This window comes from Sphingomonas sp. Mn802worker (genome assembly GCF_000382485.1).
GTDB lineage: Bacteria > Pseudomonadota > Alphaproteobacteria > Sphingomonadales > Sphingomonadaceae > Sphingomonas.
In genome coordinates, this window is sequence record NZ_AORY01000001.1 from 183,001 (window position 1) to 198,408 (window position 15,408).

A 15,408-nucleotide genomic window follows, 5' to 3' on the forward strand; every position below is an offset into this window, starting at 1 on the left:
ATTCACGATGAACCGAGCGTCGACACCATGCGCGGTGTCGACAGTTAGACAAGCAGATGAAGCCTAGCGCGCGAGCGGCACGCCGTTGTCGGCCTGCGCCGGTGCGGCCGCAGCAGCGGCGTTGCGCGCCGCGTCGGACAGCGCATCCTGACTGGTCTGCGCAGGCGCAGCAGCGGCGGCCGGCGCGCGGCGCTGGAACGAGGTGTCGACTGAGGTCGCGTTCCGGTTCGCCGCCAAGAATGCGAGCAGGATCGAGAGGAGAATGAACGCACCCGCCAGCACCGAGGTCGCGCGTGTCAGGAAGTCCGCCGCGCCGCGCGCCGACATCAACCCCGACGGACTGCCGCTCGAAGTCAGGCCGCCGCCTTCCGAACGCTGCATCAGGATAACAGTAACGAGCGCGGCGGCGACGATCGCGTGGATGACGAGCAGGAAGGTGAACATGGACCGGGCGCGCACTTCTTTGGACGGGGGCGCCATGCCGGCGCGACGCGCGGCGACATAGGCGAGAGCGCCCGCGCAATCAACCGCGGGCGGCAGACGCTCCCTTCCCGCGCCTGCCGCGACCACCCGTTTTCGCGTCACGACCAGTGCTCGTCAATTTCGTGACGTTGCTGAAACCAGTGCGTGGACAGGACGTTAAGCAATCCAACAGCCCCGGAACGACTTTCCGGGACGCGAGCAATCGGGACGAGGCAGTGGCAGGTCTTATTCAGCCCGAACTTGGTCAGTGGATGAACGCGCTGGTCGATTACGTGCGGTCGGGTGAGCCCGATCTGACCAATCGACAGATGGCGTTGCTGCTGGTCGTCTATCTGCGGCCGGGCCCGCATACGGTGCGCGGGCTGGCGCGCGCGCTCAACGTGTCGAAACCGGTCGTCACTCGCGCCTTGAACAGGCTGGGGACGCTCGGCTATCTGCGCCGCCAACGCGACGACAGCGACAAGCGCAACATCTTTGTCGCACGCACATCCGAAGGGGCAGATTTTCTTGAGGAGTTCGGGCAGTTCATCGGCGACGGCGACGGCCATGCCACACCCGTCAGGGCCGCAGCCCACGCTTGATCGACCGACGCCCGAGCATCCTGCATCGGCTGGTACATCCGCTCACGTGCGTGCCGCCCGCCGTACCTTCGCCCTTACGGGACCCTCGCAAGTGCTCGACGCCAGCACCAATGCGGTCCGGCCCGACATCGCGGATGTGCGGCTAGCCGACCGTGTGTTTGCTCCACATTATGCGGCCCCGCTTCGGCGCACGTTATCGAGCAGTGTCGATCTTCGGGAATCACGCGGGCGCGACGCGTTGACGATCGCCCACCTGCCCGTGGGTGCGACATTCGACCTGCTCGACCTGACGGGCGGTGTCGCGTGGGGGATTGCAGTTGACGCAGGTCTCGTCGGCTATCTCGACGCCGATGTGGTAGCGACATGAGCGTTTCGGTCTTCATCGACGGGGCAGTCGGCACGACTGGGCTGGAAATTCGCGAACGTCTGTCGGGTCGCGGTGACGTTTCACTGCTGATTTTGGATGAAGCGCGTCGCAAGGACGAGTTTGCCCGGCGCGACGCGTTGAACGACGCCGATATTGTCATCCTCTGTCTACCCGACGACGCGGCGAAGGAGGCGGTGGCAATGATCGACAACGCCACGACCCGCGTGATCGACGCGTCAACCGCGCACCGCATCGCCCATGGCTGGACCTACGGCTTCGCCGAGTTGGAGCGCGATCAGGCCAAACGGATCGCGGGTGCGCGCTTCGTCGCCAACCCGGGCTGCTACCCGACCGGCTTTCTGGCACTCGTCCGCCCTTTGGTGCGCGACGGATTGCTGCCTGCCGACGCACTCGTGACCGTCAACGCGACCTCGGGCTATTCGGGCGGCGGCAAGAGCATGATCGCCGAGTTCGAGAGCGGCGCGGCAGCGACGGCATTCCGCCCTTACGCGCTGTCGCTCGGACACAAGCATGTGCCCGAGATGACGCGTCATGCCGGGCTGTCGCACGGTCCGGTGTTCCAGCCTGCCGTCGCGAACACCTACCGCGGGATGGTGGTTGAGGTTCCGCTTCACTTGACGCAACTTGCGGCCGGAGCGGACCGGCGGTTGGTCCTGGATGCTTTCGAAGCAACGTACGAGGGTTGCGGCCTCGTGCGGGTGTCGGACGACACACCGGCGACGATCGCGATCGAGGACGACGCGGGTACCGATCGCATGACTCTGCACGTGTTCGCGCATCACGATCTGCGTCAGCTCCGCTTGGTCGCGACGCTTGACAATCTGGGCAAGGGTGCGGCGGGCGCGGCGGTGCAGAACCTGAATTTGATGGCGGGGCTGGACCCGTTGGCCGGGCTCGCGCGCTAACGCCGCTGACCAACTCAACCCGCCCGAGCGGCCGCGCCTACCCAGGTGCACCGCGGGCACAACGACCACGGAGCCACCATGCAGCGCAACCCCGTCGGCAAACTCCTCCTGTTCGGCGCCACCGGCGACCTGTCGAAACGGATGCTGTTGCCGTCGCTTTACGGGCTCCACGCCGACGGCCTGCTGCCCGAGGGATTGGCGATCACCGGCTCGGCGCGCGGGGACGAGAATGACGACACGTTCCGCGAGATCGCGCGCACCGCGCTCGACGCGCATCTGAGCAACGATCGCAAGGACAAGGAGAAGATCGCCTCCTTCCTCCAGCGGCTGTCGTTCCAGCCCGCCGACCTGTCGGACGAGACGACGTTCCAGGCGCTTGCCGACAAGGTCGGCGACGTGTCGGATGGCCTCGCGATCTTCCTGTCGACCGCGCCGTCGCTGTTCGAGCCGGCGGTCAAGGGACTTGAGAAGGTCGGGCTGGCCGGCAGCACGGTGCGGATCGGGCTGGAGAAGCCGCTCGGCTACGACCTCGCCTCCAGCCGGGAGATCAACGACACCGTCGCGGCGGTCTTCCCTGAGGATCGGATCTTCCGCATCGATCATTACCTCGGCAAAGAAACGGTTCAGAACATCCTGGCGCTCCGCTTCGGCAACAGCTTCTTCGAGCCGGTGTGGAACGCGCAGGGGATCGACAACGTCCAGATCACGATCGCGGAAACGGTCGGACTGGAGGATCGCGCGGGTTATTACGAGGGCGCGGGTGCGCTGCGCGACATGATCACCAACCACACGCTGCAACTGCTCGCGCTGATAGCGATGGAGCCGCCCGCGCGCTACAGCAAGGACGACATTCGCGACGAAAAGGCGAAGGTATTCCGCTCACTGCGCGTCATGTCGCCGGCCGACGTGCCGCACAACACCGTGACTGGCCAATATGAGGAAGGCGCGGTCAGCAGCAAGGTCGTCAAGGGCTATGATGATGAGCTCGGCTACGATTCGGACGTCGAAACCTTTGTTGCGATCAAGGCGCATGTCGACAATTGGCGCTGGCAGGGCGTACCCTTCTACCTGCGTACCGGCAAGCGGATGGCGAAACGGCGTAGCGAAATCGCGATCCAGTTCAAGCCGGTGCCGCACTCGATGTTCTCAGGCCGCGGCGGGCTGCTGCAACCGAACACGCTCGTCATCCGCCTGCAGCCGGAGGAATATATCGAGCTGCTGGTGATGGCGAAGGAACCGGGCCTCGATCGGGATGGCGTGCGCCTGCGCGAGGTGCCGCTGAAGCTGAGCCTCGATACCGAGTTCGCCGGACAGCGCCGCCGTATCGCCTATGAGCGCCTGCTACTCGACCTGATCGAGGGCGATCAGACGCTGTTCGTCCGCCGTGACGAGGTGGAGGCACAATGGGTGTGGACCGACGCGATCCGGGCCGGCTGGGCGGCGAACGGGACCAAGCCGAAACACTATCCCGCGGGCACCTGGGGTCCTTCCGCCGCAATCGCGCTGACCGAGCGCGATGGCGTTACCTGGCAGGACGATTGATCGCACTGCCGTACCCGGCCCCAATTTCATGTGCCCAATTTCAAGTGAGTGAGTGACGATGACGACCGAGATCGAATGGTGGGAATATGACGACGCGGCCGAATTGGCCGATGCGGTCGCGGGCGACATCCAATTCGTGATTGAGAGCGCGATCGACGCGCGCGGCTCCGCCGTGATCGCGCTTGCCGGTGGCAAGACGCCTTTGCCTGCCTACACGAAGCTCGCACAGGCGAAGCTTGATTGGAAGCGGGTGACGATCATCCCTGGTGACGAGCGCATCGTGCCGCTGGGCGATGCGCTGTCGAACGTCACCGCACTGGGCAAAACGTTCATACCCAAGGGCGCGCGCGTGATGCCGATCGTGCCGAAGGCGACCGACGACTACAAGGCGGCGGGCCGCTCCGCCGATGCGTTGATGCAAGACCTGCATTGGCCGCTCGACCTGTGCGTGCTGGGCGTCGGTGGCGATGGCCACACCGCGTCGATCTTCCCCGGCCCCGATTATGACGAGGCGTTGAACGGTCCGCGCGAGCGTCGCGCGTTGGGCGTCATGCCCGATCCGTTGCCCCCGGAGGCGCCGGTCGCGCGTGTGACGCTTAGCCGCGCCGGCATCATCACCGCACGCGCATTGCTGATCGCGGTGACGGGCGATGCCAAGCGCAAGGTGATCGAGGATGCGATCAGCGAGGGGGCTAGATCGCCCTATCCGATCGGGCGCGTGCTGGCGGACGTCGAGTTGCCGGTCGACATCCACTGGGCGCCGTGATCCTGCGACCATATACGGCATTGTCCTGACGCCCTGAGCAATTAGAAGCGCCCTTCGACCAGCTCAGGGCAGATGGAAGTTTTCGCATGAACCCCGCCGTACAGGCTGTCACCGATCGCATCATCGCGCGCTCGCAGCCTACGCGCCGCGCCTATCTCGACCTGATCGAGCGCGAGCGCGACACGTGGATCGGGCGCCCGCGGCTCGGCTGCGCCAATCTGGCGCACGCTTATGCCGGCACGCCCGAGGACCGCGCCGCGATGCGCGACGGCGCGGGCATGAACATCGGCGTTGTCACCTCGTACAACGACATGCTCTCGGCGCACGCGGTCTATTACCGCTATCCTGAACAGATGAAGGTCTGGGCGCGCGAGGTGGGTGCGACCGCACAGGTCGCGGGCGGCGTGCCCGCGATGTGCGACGGCGTGACGCAGGGTTATCCGGGCATGGAGCTGTCGCTGTTCAGCCGCGACACGATCGCGCTGTCGACCGCCATCGCGCTCAGCCACGGCACGTTCGAGGGCGCGGCGCTGCTCGGCATCTGCGACAAGATCGTGCCGGGGCTACTGATGGGGGCGCTGCGCTTCGGGCATCTGCCGATGGTGATGGTGCCGGGCGGGCCAATGCCCTCGGGGCTGCCCAACAAGGAAAAGGCCGCGGTGCGTGAGCGCTTTGCGGTCGGCGAGGCGGGCCGCGAGGAGCTGCTCGAGGCGGAGATCGGCGCCTATCACAGTCAGGGCACCTGTACCTTCTACGGCACCGCCAACACCAACCAGATGATGATGGAGGTGATGGGCCTGCACATGCCCGGCGCCGCCTTCGTCAATCCGGGCACCAAGCTGCGTCAGGCGCTGACCCGCGCCGCGGTCCACCGGCTCGCCGCGATCGGCACGTCGAGCGATGACTATCGACCGCTCGGGCGTTGCGTCGACGAGAAAGCGATCGTGAATGCCGCGGTCGGGCTGCTCGCAACGGGCGGTTCGACCAACCACCTGCTCCACGTCCCAGCGATCGCGCGTGCAGCCGGAATCGTGATCGACTGGGAGGATTTCGACCGGCTGTCGGCCGCGGTGCCGCTCCTTGCGCGCGTCTACCCCAACGGCTCCGCCGACGTGAACGCGTTCGAGGCGGCAGGCGGGATGCCCTATGTCATCGGCGAGCTGATCGGCAGTGGGCACCTCCACCGCGACATCATGACGGTCGCGGGCAACGACCTGTCGGCCTACGCCGCGAAGCCCATGCTCGACGGCGACGCGCTCGGCTGGACTGCACCAGGGGCGAGCGGTGACGAGACGATCCTGCGACCCGCCGCCGCCCCCTTCTCGCTCGACGGCGGCATGCGTATCCTGCAAGGCAATGTCGGCCGCGCCTGTATCAAGGTGTCGGCGGTGGAGCGTGAACGCTGGATCGTCGAGGCGCCCGCCCGCGTGTTCGACGACCAGCTTGACGTGATCGAGGCATTCGAGGCGGGTGAACTGGACCGCGACATCGTGGTCGTCGTCCGTTTCCAGGGCCCACGCGCCAACGGCATGCCGGAGTTGCACAAGCTCACTCCGCCGCTCGGCGTGCTGCAAAACCGCGGGTTCAAGGTCGCGCTTGTCACCGACGGACGCATGTCGGGGGCGAGCGGCAAGGTGCCGTGCGCCATCCACGTCAGCCCGGAGGCATTGCCGAACGCGCACGGTGTCGGCGGTGCGATCGGCCTGATCCGCGACGGTGACGTGGTGCGGGTCGACGCGGTTTCGGGTACGCTCGACATGCTGGTCGACGCCGGGACGCTCGCCGTGCGCGATCGGCCGACACCACCGCCGCCGCCTTCGGGGATGGGACGCGAGTTGTTCGGCATGTTCCGCGGTCAGGCAGACGAGGCGGAAAAGGGAGCGAGCGCGATGCTGGCGGGAGCGATGCTGTGACCGAGATCGTGACCGCGGACATCGGCGGCACCAACGCCCGCTTCGCGATCGCGGAGGTCGAGGGTGGAAAGGTCGTGTCGCTCGCCGAGCCGGTAACGCTGCGCACCGCCGACCACGCGAGCCTGCAAACCGCGTGGCAGGCCTTCGCCGCGACGCTCAACCGTCCGACACCCAGGGCAGCGGCATTGTCGGTCGCCTCGCCGATCACCGGTGACGTGATCCGGATGACCAACAATCCGTGGGTGATCCGCCCGTCGCTGATTCCGGAGCGGCTCGGCGCCGACGTTTATACGATCATCAACGATTTCGGCGCGGTCGGTCACGCAGTCGGGCAATTGCCGGCGGCCGACTTCGAACATCTGTGCGGTCCCGACGTGCCGCTGCCGACGCAGGGCGTCACGACCGTCTGCGGGCCCGGCACCGGCCTTGGTGTCGCGCAGGTGTTCAGGGCCGACGGCGGCTATCACGTGCTGTCGACCGAAGGCGGGCACATGGACTATGCCCCGCTTGACGGGATCGAGGACGCGATCCTCAAGCGCCTGCGCCGCACCTTCACCCGCGTTTCGACCGAGCGGATCGTCGCCGGACCCGGCATCGTCGCGATCTACGAAACGCTCGCCAGCCTCGAAGGCCGTGCGATCCGCGAGCGGACCGACAAGGAAATCTGGACCGACGCGCTTGACGGCGACGACTCGCTGGCACTCGCCGCGCTCGATCGCTTCTGCCTGGCGCTAGGCGCGGTCGCGGGCGACTTGGCGCTCGCGCACGGCGCAAAGGGCGTCGTTATCGCGGGCGGGCTGGGCCTGCGCATCAAGGACAAGCTCCTTCGTTCGGGCTTCGATCAACGCTTCGTCGCCAAAGGACGCTTCCAGCAGTTGATGGCGGCGATACCGGTCAAGCTCATCACCCATCCCCAGCCCGGTCTGTTCGGCGCCGCGGCGGCCTTCGCGCAGGAACACACATGAACATAACCGACATCATGCAGACTGCGCCGGTCATCCCGGTGCTGGTGATCCACGACGCGGCGCAGGCACGTCCGCTGGCCGAGGCGCTGGTAGCAGGGGGCCTGCGCGTGCTCGAGGTGACACTGCGCACCCCCGCTGCACTCGACGCGATCCGCGAGATGAAGCAGGTGCCGCGCGCGATCGTCGGCGCGGGCACGGTGGTATCGCCCGATCAATTCGATCAGGCCGTCGATGCCGGCGCAGAGTTCATCGTCTCGCCCGGCCTGTCGCATCGGCTGAGCGAGCGTATCATCGACAGCAAGCTGCCCTATCTGCCCGGCGTCGCCACCGCAGGCGACATCATGCGCGGGCTCGACCTCGGCCTCACCCATTTCAAGTTCTTTCCGGCCGAGACCTCGGGCGGGGTCAAGGCACTGAAGGCGCTCGCCGCGCCCTTCTACCAGTGCAAATTCTGCCCGACCGGGGGGATCAGCGCGAAGAACGCAGCCGACTGGCTCGCGCTCGATCCGGTCCTGTGCGTCGGTGGCAGCTGGGTGACCGAGGGAACGATGCCTGAAGTGACCGAGCGCGCGAAGAAGGCGATGGCGCTGAAGGGTTGAGCCGATCGCCTCAGCGCGCGGCGTAAGCGACAATCGCGCGCGTGACGTTTCCCATCAACCGCATGCGTGCGGGTATAGGCTGGTGCGTGCTCGCGATCATTACAGCGACAGCGTAGCGGTGGCCATCGGGGGCGACGAGCAGACCGACATCGTTGTAGCCGGTCGACCAGCTGCCCAGATCCTGTCCGGTCCCGGTCTTGTGCGCCAGCGTCCAGCCGGGCCGCAGCCCTGATTTGAGCCGCAGCGGCCCGGTCTTGCTCGACCGCATCAGCGTGAGGAGCGACGCGGTAGAGCGCGGCGTGAGCAGCTTGCCTTGTGCAAGCAGCGTCAGTCCCAGCGTGATCCCGTTCGCGGAGGCGCCATCCATCGGTGCGGCGAGATAGCGCCGCAAAGCCTTGGCGCGCGCCTCATAGGTCATCGCAGCGCGCGCCTGCAGGAAGCCCCAGCCACCGGCCCATTCGGAGCGCCATTCGAGCCCGACGGTGCGCGCCTGCAACTTGCGCTCACCCGGACCAAACCTGACCCCGACGATCCCCTTTCCGGCAAGCATACGGTTGATCGCCGCAGGGCCGCCGATGCGCCATAACAGCACATCGTTGCACGTGTTGTCGCTGCGCGTCATCGCACCGCGAAGCAGCGCGCCGACCGTCGTCGTGTAGCCTTCCTTTCCGACCAGCGCGCGGATCGGCTGGTGGAACAGGGTCAGATCCGATCGCCTGACCGTCACCCGGTCGGACAACGACATCGTGCCGCGATCGACCGCGTCCATCACCGCGACCGCGACCCACAATTTGCTTACGCTCTGCTGCGGGCGTGCGCGGTCGCCTTGCCACGCGACCACCCAGCCGTCGTCGATGTCGCGAACGCTGATCCCGACATCACCCTTTAAGCCTGATCCTAACGCCTGAACGGCATTGACGAGATCGGCCGACGGTTGCCGCGGCATCTCGGGTCGGATTGTCGCAGCAGATGCAACAGCCCGGCTTGTATCCACCCTGATCGGCACCGACGCAGGCGGCGCGGGTCGCTGCACAGCCGGAACACAGCCGGACAAAAACATGACGCCCGCGATAAGGCGAGCGCGACGAAACGGATCATTCAACGGCAACGGTGCTTCCCTTTTGGCCGTTGTATTGGCCGCGACAGCAAACAGCACCCTCGCTCATCGCGCGGCAGGCTCGGCCCATCCTGCGGATGGTCGATCATCGTAAAGACAGCAACTTAGCACCGAGGGCTGCGTCGGCTTGAAAGGTCATGCCGACGCTCACGACCTTCTAGGGCTGTGAGTAACGGTGAGGCGTGTTGTTACATCTCACCACGCGCATGCCGGATCGCGTACCACTTCTTTACGTTGGCGTTGTGCTCCGCCAGCGTGTCGGCGAAGACGTGGCCGCCGGTGCCATCGGCAACGAAATACAATGCCCTGGTCTGCGCCGGGTTAAGCACCGCATCGATCGACAGCCGACCGGGATTGGCGACCGGCCCGACCGGCAGCCCGGGCGAGGCATAGGTGTTGTAGCCGTTCTTCGCGCGCAGCTCCGACTGCTTGATGCGGCGACCAAGCGGGCGCCCATGCGTGATCGGATAAATTACCGTCGGGTCGGCCTGGAGCGGCATGCCGATCCGCAGGCGGTTGGAATAGACTGCCGCGACCATCCGCCGCTCGGACGGCTTACCCGTTTCCTTTTCGACGATCGAGGCGAGGATCACGGCCTCTCTCGGCGTTCGGGCGACGGTGGTCGGTTGTCGCTTGGACCAGCTTGCCGCGACGTAGCGCTTCATCGCCGCCTGCATCCGCGCGAGCACCGCTGCGCGAGCCTCGTCGCGCTCGAACGAATAGCCGTCGGGCAAGATCGAACCCTCGGCAGGCACGCCGACGCTCCCGGTCAGCGCCTCGGCCGCCATCAGCCTGTCGCGCACCATGACGGATGGCAGGCCCTCGGGAATGACGACGAGACGCTGCACGGCCTTCCCGCCTTGCAGGATCGACAGGATCGTCGACTCGCTCGCGCCTGCGGGGATCGCGAACTCGCCTGCCTTGATCGAGCCAGACCTGCCGAACAACCGTGCGTGCAGCCGGAAGCGCGAGGCGGAACGGATCGCGCCCGCTTTCTCCAGCTGTTCCCCCGCGCTCGCCAGGCTAGACCCTTGCGCGATCTCGACGTTGAGCGGCCGCGTCGCCGGGCCAGTGCCCGACCAGCCCAGCAGCACCCACGCCGCCATGGCGATCAGAACAATACCGGCGATCAGCGCCAAACAACCGGAACGGCGCATGGATGCTACCTCAGATCGCCTTCAACACCAGCGAGGCATTGGTGCCGCCGAAGCCGAAGCTGTTGTTGAGCACCGCGCGCACCTCGCGCTTCTTGGCGACAAGCGGAACGAGGTCGACCCCTTGCGTGCCCTCGTCCGGATTGTGGAGGTTGAGGGTCGGCGGCACCACCTGATCGCGCAGCGCCAGAATGCAGAAGATGCTTTCCACCGCGCCGGCGCCGCCGAGCAGATGCCCGATCGCCGACTTGGTGCTCGACATCGACGCACCCGACAGATCGTCGCCGAACACGCGCTTGGCCGCCGCCAGCTCGATCGTGTCCGCCATCGTGGAGGTGCCGTGGGCGTTGATGTAATCGATGTCGCCCGGTTCCATGCCCGCCTTGCGCAGCGCCATGCGCATCGCATTCTCGGCGCCCTTGCCCTCAGGATGGGGCGCGGTGACGTGATAGGCATCGCCCGACAGGCCGTAGCCGACCACCTCTGCGTAGATTTTCGCGCCGCGCGCCTTGGCATGCTCATATTCTTCCAGCACGACCACACCCGCGCCCTCGCCCATCACGAAGCCGTCGCGATCCTTGTCATACGGGCGGCTGGCCTCAGTCGGGCGATCGTTCATGCTCATGTTAAGTGCGCGCGCCTGCGCGAAACCGGCGACGCCGAGCGGGTTGACCGTGCTTTCCGCGCCGCCTGCCAGCATGATGTCGGCATCGTCATCGCGGATCATCCGCGCCGCATCACCGATCGAGTGCGCGCCGGTCGAGCAGGCGGTGACGACCGAGTGGTTCGGCCCCATCAGGCCATATTTAATCGACACCTGCCCGCTGATGAGGTTGATCAGCCGACCGTGAACGAAGTGCGGGCTGACGCGACCCGGGCCGCGCTCGTGCAGATTGATCGATTCGATCTCAATGCCCGGCAGTCCGCCGATGCCTGATCCGATCGAGACCCCGGCGCGCAGCTTGGTCGCTTCGTCCAGTTCGGTCAGACCCGCATCTTCCAGCGCCTGTCCGGCGGCATCAATGCCGTAGATGATAAACGGATCGACCTGACGCTGGACCTTGTGGTCGACGCGCTTGTCGGGATCGAAGCCGTATTCGTGATCCTTGGGCTTCACCTCGCACGCGATCGTGCATTTCTGGCCCGTGGTGTCGAAACGGGTGATCGTCCCCGCGCCCGACTTGCCGGCGATAAGGTTGGCCCATGCCGTTTCCACGTCCGCACCCAGCGGAGTCACGAGGCCAAGCCCGGTGACGACGACCCGACGCATAGCATTCTCCTGCCGCCTGACCCTGCGCGCGGCACCGCATCAAACCAAAACGGCTCCCCGCCCTCAAGCCGAGGATGGGGAGCCGCTCAAATCTCGACTCTCCGAGTTAAGGGATCAGCCCTTATGCTCGTCGATATAGGTGATCGCGTCCTTCACGGTCGTGATCTTCTCGGCGGCGTCGTCGGGAATCTCGACCCCGAACTCTTCCTCGAACGCCATCACCAGCTCGACGATATCGAGGCTGTCCGCGCCCAGATCGTCGATGAAGCTGGCGTCCTCGGTCACCTTGTCGGCTTCGACGCCCAGGTGCTCGACGACGATCTTCTTCACGCGGTCGGCAGTCTCGCTCATGGTAATCCCTCTTCTTCTTGGGGGGTCAGTAACTTCCTGAACGCAGGTAGAACGGGGAACGTTTCGTGACAAGTGCGACGTTTACCGGACTTCCCGGCCCATCTGCCGCACGACTGCCACCGGCGTCACACCATCGCCATGCCGCCGTTGACGTGCAGCGTCTGGCCGGTGACGTAGCCCGCCTCCTTCGATGTCAGATAGACGACGGCGGCGGCGATGTCCTCTCCGGTGCCCAGGTCGCCGTTGGGGATGCGGCCGAGGAGCGCGCTCTTCTGCGCCTCCGGCAGCACGTCGGTCATCGCCGAACGGATGAAGCCCGGCGCAACGCAATTGACCGTGATGTTGCGGCTGGCGAGCTCCTGCGCCAGCGCTTTCGACATGCCGACCAGCCCCGCTTTCGATGCGGCGTAGTTCGCCTGCCCCGGATTACCGGTCTGGCCGACGACCGAGGTGATCGAGACGATGCGACCGAAGCGCTGCTTCATCATCGGCTTGGCCGCCGCACGGATCAGGCGGAACGCGGCCTCCAGATTGACACGGATCACCGTGTCCCATTCCTCGTCCTTCATCCGCATCGCGAGGTTGTCGCGCGTCACGCCAGCGTTGTTGACGAGGATGTCGAGCCGTCCGCCCAGTGCCTGCACCGCCGCCGGCACAAGCCCGTCGACCGAGGCGGCGTCGGACAGGTTGGCGGGCACCGCGACATGATCACCGTCCAGCGTCGCGCGGAAAGCCTCCAGCTTGTCGGCGTTCGAGCCCGATACCGCGAGCCGTGCCCCCTGCGCCGCCAGCCCGCGCGCAATTGCCGAACCGATGCCGCCCGACGCGCCGGTCACCAGCGCCGTCATGCCTGAAAGATCGAACATTCCCGCTCTCCTCAAAGGGTTTTGGGTCACAAGGTCTTGGTCAGGGCTTCGACGTCGTCCATCGTCACCACGCTGGTGACGGTCGCGTCGGGGACGATGCGCTTGACCATGGGTGCGAGCACCTTGCCGCCGAACTCGACGAACTCGGTCACGCCCGCGTCGGCCATCGCGAGCACCGACTCGCGCCAGCGCACCCGGCCGGTCACCTGCTCGACGAGCAGGCGGCGGATCGCACCCGGATCCGCGACCGCAGCGGCATCGACGTTGGCGAACACGGGGACGAGCGGCGCGCGCAGGTCCGCCTCGGCAAGCGCCGCCTCCATCGCGGTCGCGGCATCGGCCATCAGCGCGCAGTGGAACGGCGCCGAGACGGGCAGCAGCACCGCGCGCTTCGCCCCCATCTCCTTCGCCAGCGCGACTGCGCGCTCGACCGCGGCACGATGGCCCGAGATCACGACCTGCGACGGATCATTGTCGTTGGCGACGGTGCAGACCTGCTCTGCGCCGCCCTCCGCCAGGATAGAGTCGACCGCGGCGCCCGCAATCACGCTCGCCTTCTCGACATCGGCGCCGAGGAGTGCGGCCATTGCCCCCTCGCCGACCGGTACCGCCGCCTGCATGGCGCGCCCGCGCAGTTTCAGCAGCCGCGCAGTGGTCGCGAGGTCGAGCGCTTCGGCCGCGCACAAGGCGCTATATTCGCCCAGCGAATGACCCGCGACATAATCGACCTTGTCCGCCAGCCGCACGCCGCCTTCTTGGGCGAGCACGCGCAAGGTCGCGATCGCATTCGCCATGATCGCGGGCTGCGCGTTCTCGGTCAGGGTCAGGTCGTCGGCCGGACCTTCCCACATCACGCGGCTCAGATGCTGGCCGAGCGCGTCGTCGACCTCCTCGAACACCGCGCGCGCGACCGGCGACGCGTCGCTGAGCGTTTTGCCCATGCCGACCGCCTGGCTGCCTTGCCCTGGAAAAATGAATGCGCGCATCGCCCTCTCCGTGCGTGAAGGGCTGCGCTGCTAGGCGCGAGCGCGAAAGTGGTCAACCGGAGCGGCGGACCAGTACGGCCTCCGGGCTCGGCGAAAACATGCGCCGCGCGATCGCGCCGGGCACCAGCGGCTCGAGCCCCAATGTGCGCAGGATGTCGCCGACCTTCGTCGGTGGCGACGGGTAGCGTGCGACGATCTGCCCCGCTGGCGCATGATCCGCATTGACGATCTCGAGCCCACCCGGCCGCGCAGGTGCGTAGCGCAAATTCTCGCGACCCGCGTACAGCATCGGGATCAGCGCGCGGCGCACCGTCTGCGGATCGGCGGCGATCAGCTCGCGGGAGTGCTGCGCGGACGCCTCGACCATCGCTTCCATGACCCAGCGCGGGTGCGCGTTGCCCACGCCCATCAGCAGGAGGTTGCTCGACACGATCGCTGCGAGCAGCAGCGTCCGCCATAGTGGCGCGAGCCGCGCCGCCCAGACTGCCACCATGACCACCGCCGCCAGCGCAGGCAGCGTGAAGTAACGCGGATTGAGCACCAGCTTGCCATAGAGCGCAGCGACCAGCAGGAACATCGCAACCGCCATCGCGCTCAACACCACCATCCGCGGGCGCTGCGCCACCGGCACCATGCGCCATGCGCCAAGCGCCACTGCTGCGCCCGCGACCCAGAACAGCGCGCCGAAATCGTCGTTGATCAGCAGCACCAGCAACGGATCGATCGGCGGCCACAGCAGGAAATTGCCCTCCATATTGGCGGCACGGTTGATGTGGTCGTCGTGATTGAACGCGATTGTGTAGCGGCGCAGCGGATCGCCGGTCAGCACCCATTGGTACAGCGCCTCGCCGCCCAGCACGATCGCGACACCGACACCGACCGCGATCAGCACGCCGCGCGGTACCGGGCGACCGAGCAGGAACAGCGGCACCAGCCCGACGAGCGGCAACACGCTCGTCTCGCGGCACAGCACCGCGACGCCGAACGCGACGCCGGCAGCGCCGCCGCTGATGTATCCGGCACGATCCGCCCGCGCGCCGCCCAGCAGCATGATGCCGAGGATCAGCGCCGCCGCCTCGATCAGGTCGACCGACACCGTGGTCGCGTGGCTCACGATAACCGGAAGCGTCGCAGTCAGCAGCGCGGCGATCCAGCCGCTTCGTGCGCCTGCGACCTTGCCAGCGAACACTCCAGTCACCGCGACGATGCAGGCGTAGAAGATCATCGCCGTCACCGCGAATGCCGCAAACCCCTGCCCCAGCAGCCGCAACATCGCAGCAAAGGTGATCGTCAGCGGAAAGCGCGTTGTCCAGTGATTGTCGCCCGCGAACGGCGGTTGCGTCATCACCTTCATCGCGCCCTGCCAGTAGAGCGAATCGTCCGACGCCTCGAAACCGATCCAGCCGATCCACAGCGCGAGCGCTGCACATCCGAGCAGCAGCAGGAGCCACGGCAGCGGTCGCGTGCGGTCCCCGGCGTCGACGCGATAGGTATGATCGATCTTCATGGGTTCGACGCCTAG

Annotated in this window: 16 protein-coding genes; 8 read left to right on the forward strand and 8 right to left on the reverse strand. The window is 66.6% G+C overall.

Going from position 1 to position 15,408, the window contains the following annotated elements:
• Positions 1 to 63: 63 nt before the first annotated feature.
• The gene (gene secG / locus SMN802W_RS0100905) at positions 64 to 444 is read right to left on the reverse strand and encodes a preprotein translocase subunit SecG (RefSeq protein WP_019514998.1); all 381 of its coding nucleotides are present in this window, start codon (positions 442 to 444) and stop codon (positions 64 to 66) included.
• A 290-nt stretch (positions 445 to 734) separates the two neighbouring features.
• Here secG and SMN802W_RS0100910 point away from each other — a divergent pair, with 290 nt between their 5' ends.
• From SMN802W_RS0100910 to eda, 8 genes are all read left to right on the forward strand, one after another.
• Positions 735 to 1,064: a MarR family transcriptional regulator gene (locus SMN802W_RS0100910; protein ID WP_019514999.1), complete on the forward strand. Its 330-nt coding sequence runs from the start codon at positions 735 to 737 to the stop codon at positions 1,062 to 1,064.
• Between the two features lie 238 nt (positions 1,065 to 1,302).
• Positions 1,303 to 1,431 carry a hypothetical protein gene (locus SMN802W_RS18785; protein ID WP_274543653.1) on the forward strand — a complete coding sequence of 43 codons (129 nt, stop codon included), beginning with the start codon at positions 1,303 to 1,305 and terminating at the stop codon, positions 1,429 to 1,431.
• On the forward strand, positions 1,428 to 2,357 hold the full coding sequence (gene argC / locus SMN802W_RS0100920; protein ID WP_019515001.1) for an N-acetyl-gamma-glutamyl-phosphate reductase: 930 nt from the start codon (positions 1,428 to 1,430) through the stop codon (positions 2,355 to 2,357). Before SMN802W_RS18785 ends, argC begins: the two co-directional genes overlap by 4 nt.
• Before the next feature lie 78 nt (positions 2,358 to 2,435).
• Complete coding sequence (gene zwf, locus SMN802W_RS0100925; RefSeq protein ID WP_019515002.1) at positions 2,436 to 3,899, forward strand: glucose-6-phosphate dehydrogenase; 1,464 nt, start codon at positions 2,436 to 2,438, stop codon at positions 3,897 to 3,899.
• A gap of 58 nt (positions 3,900 to 3,957) precedes the next feature.
• Positions 3,958 to 4,665 (forward strand): 6-phosphogluconolactonase, encoded by a 708-nt coding sequence (gene pgl, locus SMN802W_RS0100930; protein WP_019515003.1) that lies wholly within the window; start codon positions 3,958 to 3,960, stop codon positions 4,663 to 4,665.
• Between the two features lie 86 nt (positions 4,666 to 4,751).
• Positions 4,752 to 6,578 (forward strand): phosphogluconate dehydratase, encoded by a 1,827-nt coding sequence (edd, locus tag SMN802W_RS0100935; RefSeq protein ID WP_019515004.1) that lies wholly within the window; start codon positions 4,752 to 4,754, stop codon positions 6,576 to 6,578.
• A complete protein-coding gene (gene glk / locus SMN802W_RS0100940) occupies positions 6,575 to 7,543 on the forward strand; it encodes a glucokinase (protein WP_019515005.1) in 969 nt (322 codons plus the stop codon). The genes edd and glk overlap by 4 nt, the downstream gene beginning before the upstream one ends.
• The gene (gene eda / locus SMN802W_RS0100945; RefSeq protein ID WP_019515006.1) at positions 7,540 to 8,142 is read left to right on the forward strand and encodes a bifunctional 4-hydroxy-2-oxoglutarate aldolase/2-dehydro-3-deoxy-phosphogluconate aldolase; all 603 of its coding nucleotides are present in this window, start codon (positions 7,540 to 7,542) and stop codon (positions 8,140 to 8,142) included. Before glk ends, eda begins: the two co-directional genes overlap by 4 nt.
• Positions 8,143 to 8,152: 10 nt before the next feature.
• Here the strand turns inward: eda and SMN802W_RS0100950 are convergent, their stop codons facing one another.
• From SMN802W_RS0100950 to SMN802W_RS16115, 7 genes are all read right to left on the reverse strand, one after another.
• The gene (locus SMN802W_RS0100950) at positions 8,153 to 9,088 is read right to left on the reverse strand and encodes a serine hydrolase (protein ID WP_019515007.1); all 936 of its coding nucleotides are present in this window, start codon (positions 9,086 to 9,088) and stop codon (positions 8,153 to 8,155) included.
• A 359-nt stretch (positions 9,089 to 9,447) separates the two neighbouring features.
• Complete coding sequence (gene mltG, locus SMN802W_RS0100955) at positions 9,448 to 10,416, reverse strand: endolytic transglycosylase MltG (RefSeq protein WP_026325608.1); 969 nt, start codon at positions 10,414 to 10,416, stop codon at positions 9,448 to 9,450.
• Between the two features lie 10 nt (positions 10,417 to 10,426).
• Positions 10,427 to 11,683, reverse strand: coding sequence for a beta-ketoacyl-ACP synthase II (gene fabF, locus SMN802W_RS0100960; protein WP_019515009.1), 1,257 nt, complete (start codon positions 11,681 to 11,683; stop codon positions 10,427 to 10,429).
• A 114-nt stretch (positions 11,684 to 11,797) separates the two neighbouring features.
• Entirely contained in the window at positions 11,798 to 12,034 is a 237-nt protein-coding gene (locus SMN802W_RS0100965) for an acyl carrier protein (RefSeq protein WP_019515010.1), read from the reverse strand.
• Between the two features lie 125 nt (positions 12,035 to 12,159).
• Complete coding sequence (fabG, locus tag SMN802W_RS0100970; RefSeq protein WP_019515011.1) at positions 12,160 to 12,900, reverse strand: 3-oxoacyl-[acyl-carrier-protein] reductase; 741 nt, start codon at positions 12,898 to 12,900, stop codon at positions 12,160 to 12,162.
• 26 nt (positions 12,901 to 12,926) lie between these two features.
• A complete protein-coding gene (gene fabD / locus SMN802W_RS0100975) occupies positions 12,927 to 13,886 on the reverse strand; it encodes an ACP S-malonyltransferase (protein WP_019515012.1) in 960 nt (319 codons plus the stop codon).
• A 52-nt stretch (positions 13,887 to 13,938) separates the two neighbouring features.
• A complete protein-coding gene (locus tag SMN802W_RS16115; protein WP_019515013.1) occupies positions 13,939 to 15,393 on the reverse strand; it encodes an ArnT family glycosyltransferase in 1,455 nt (484 codons plus the stop codon).
• Positions 15,394 to 15,408: the final 15 nt, after the last annotated feature.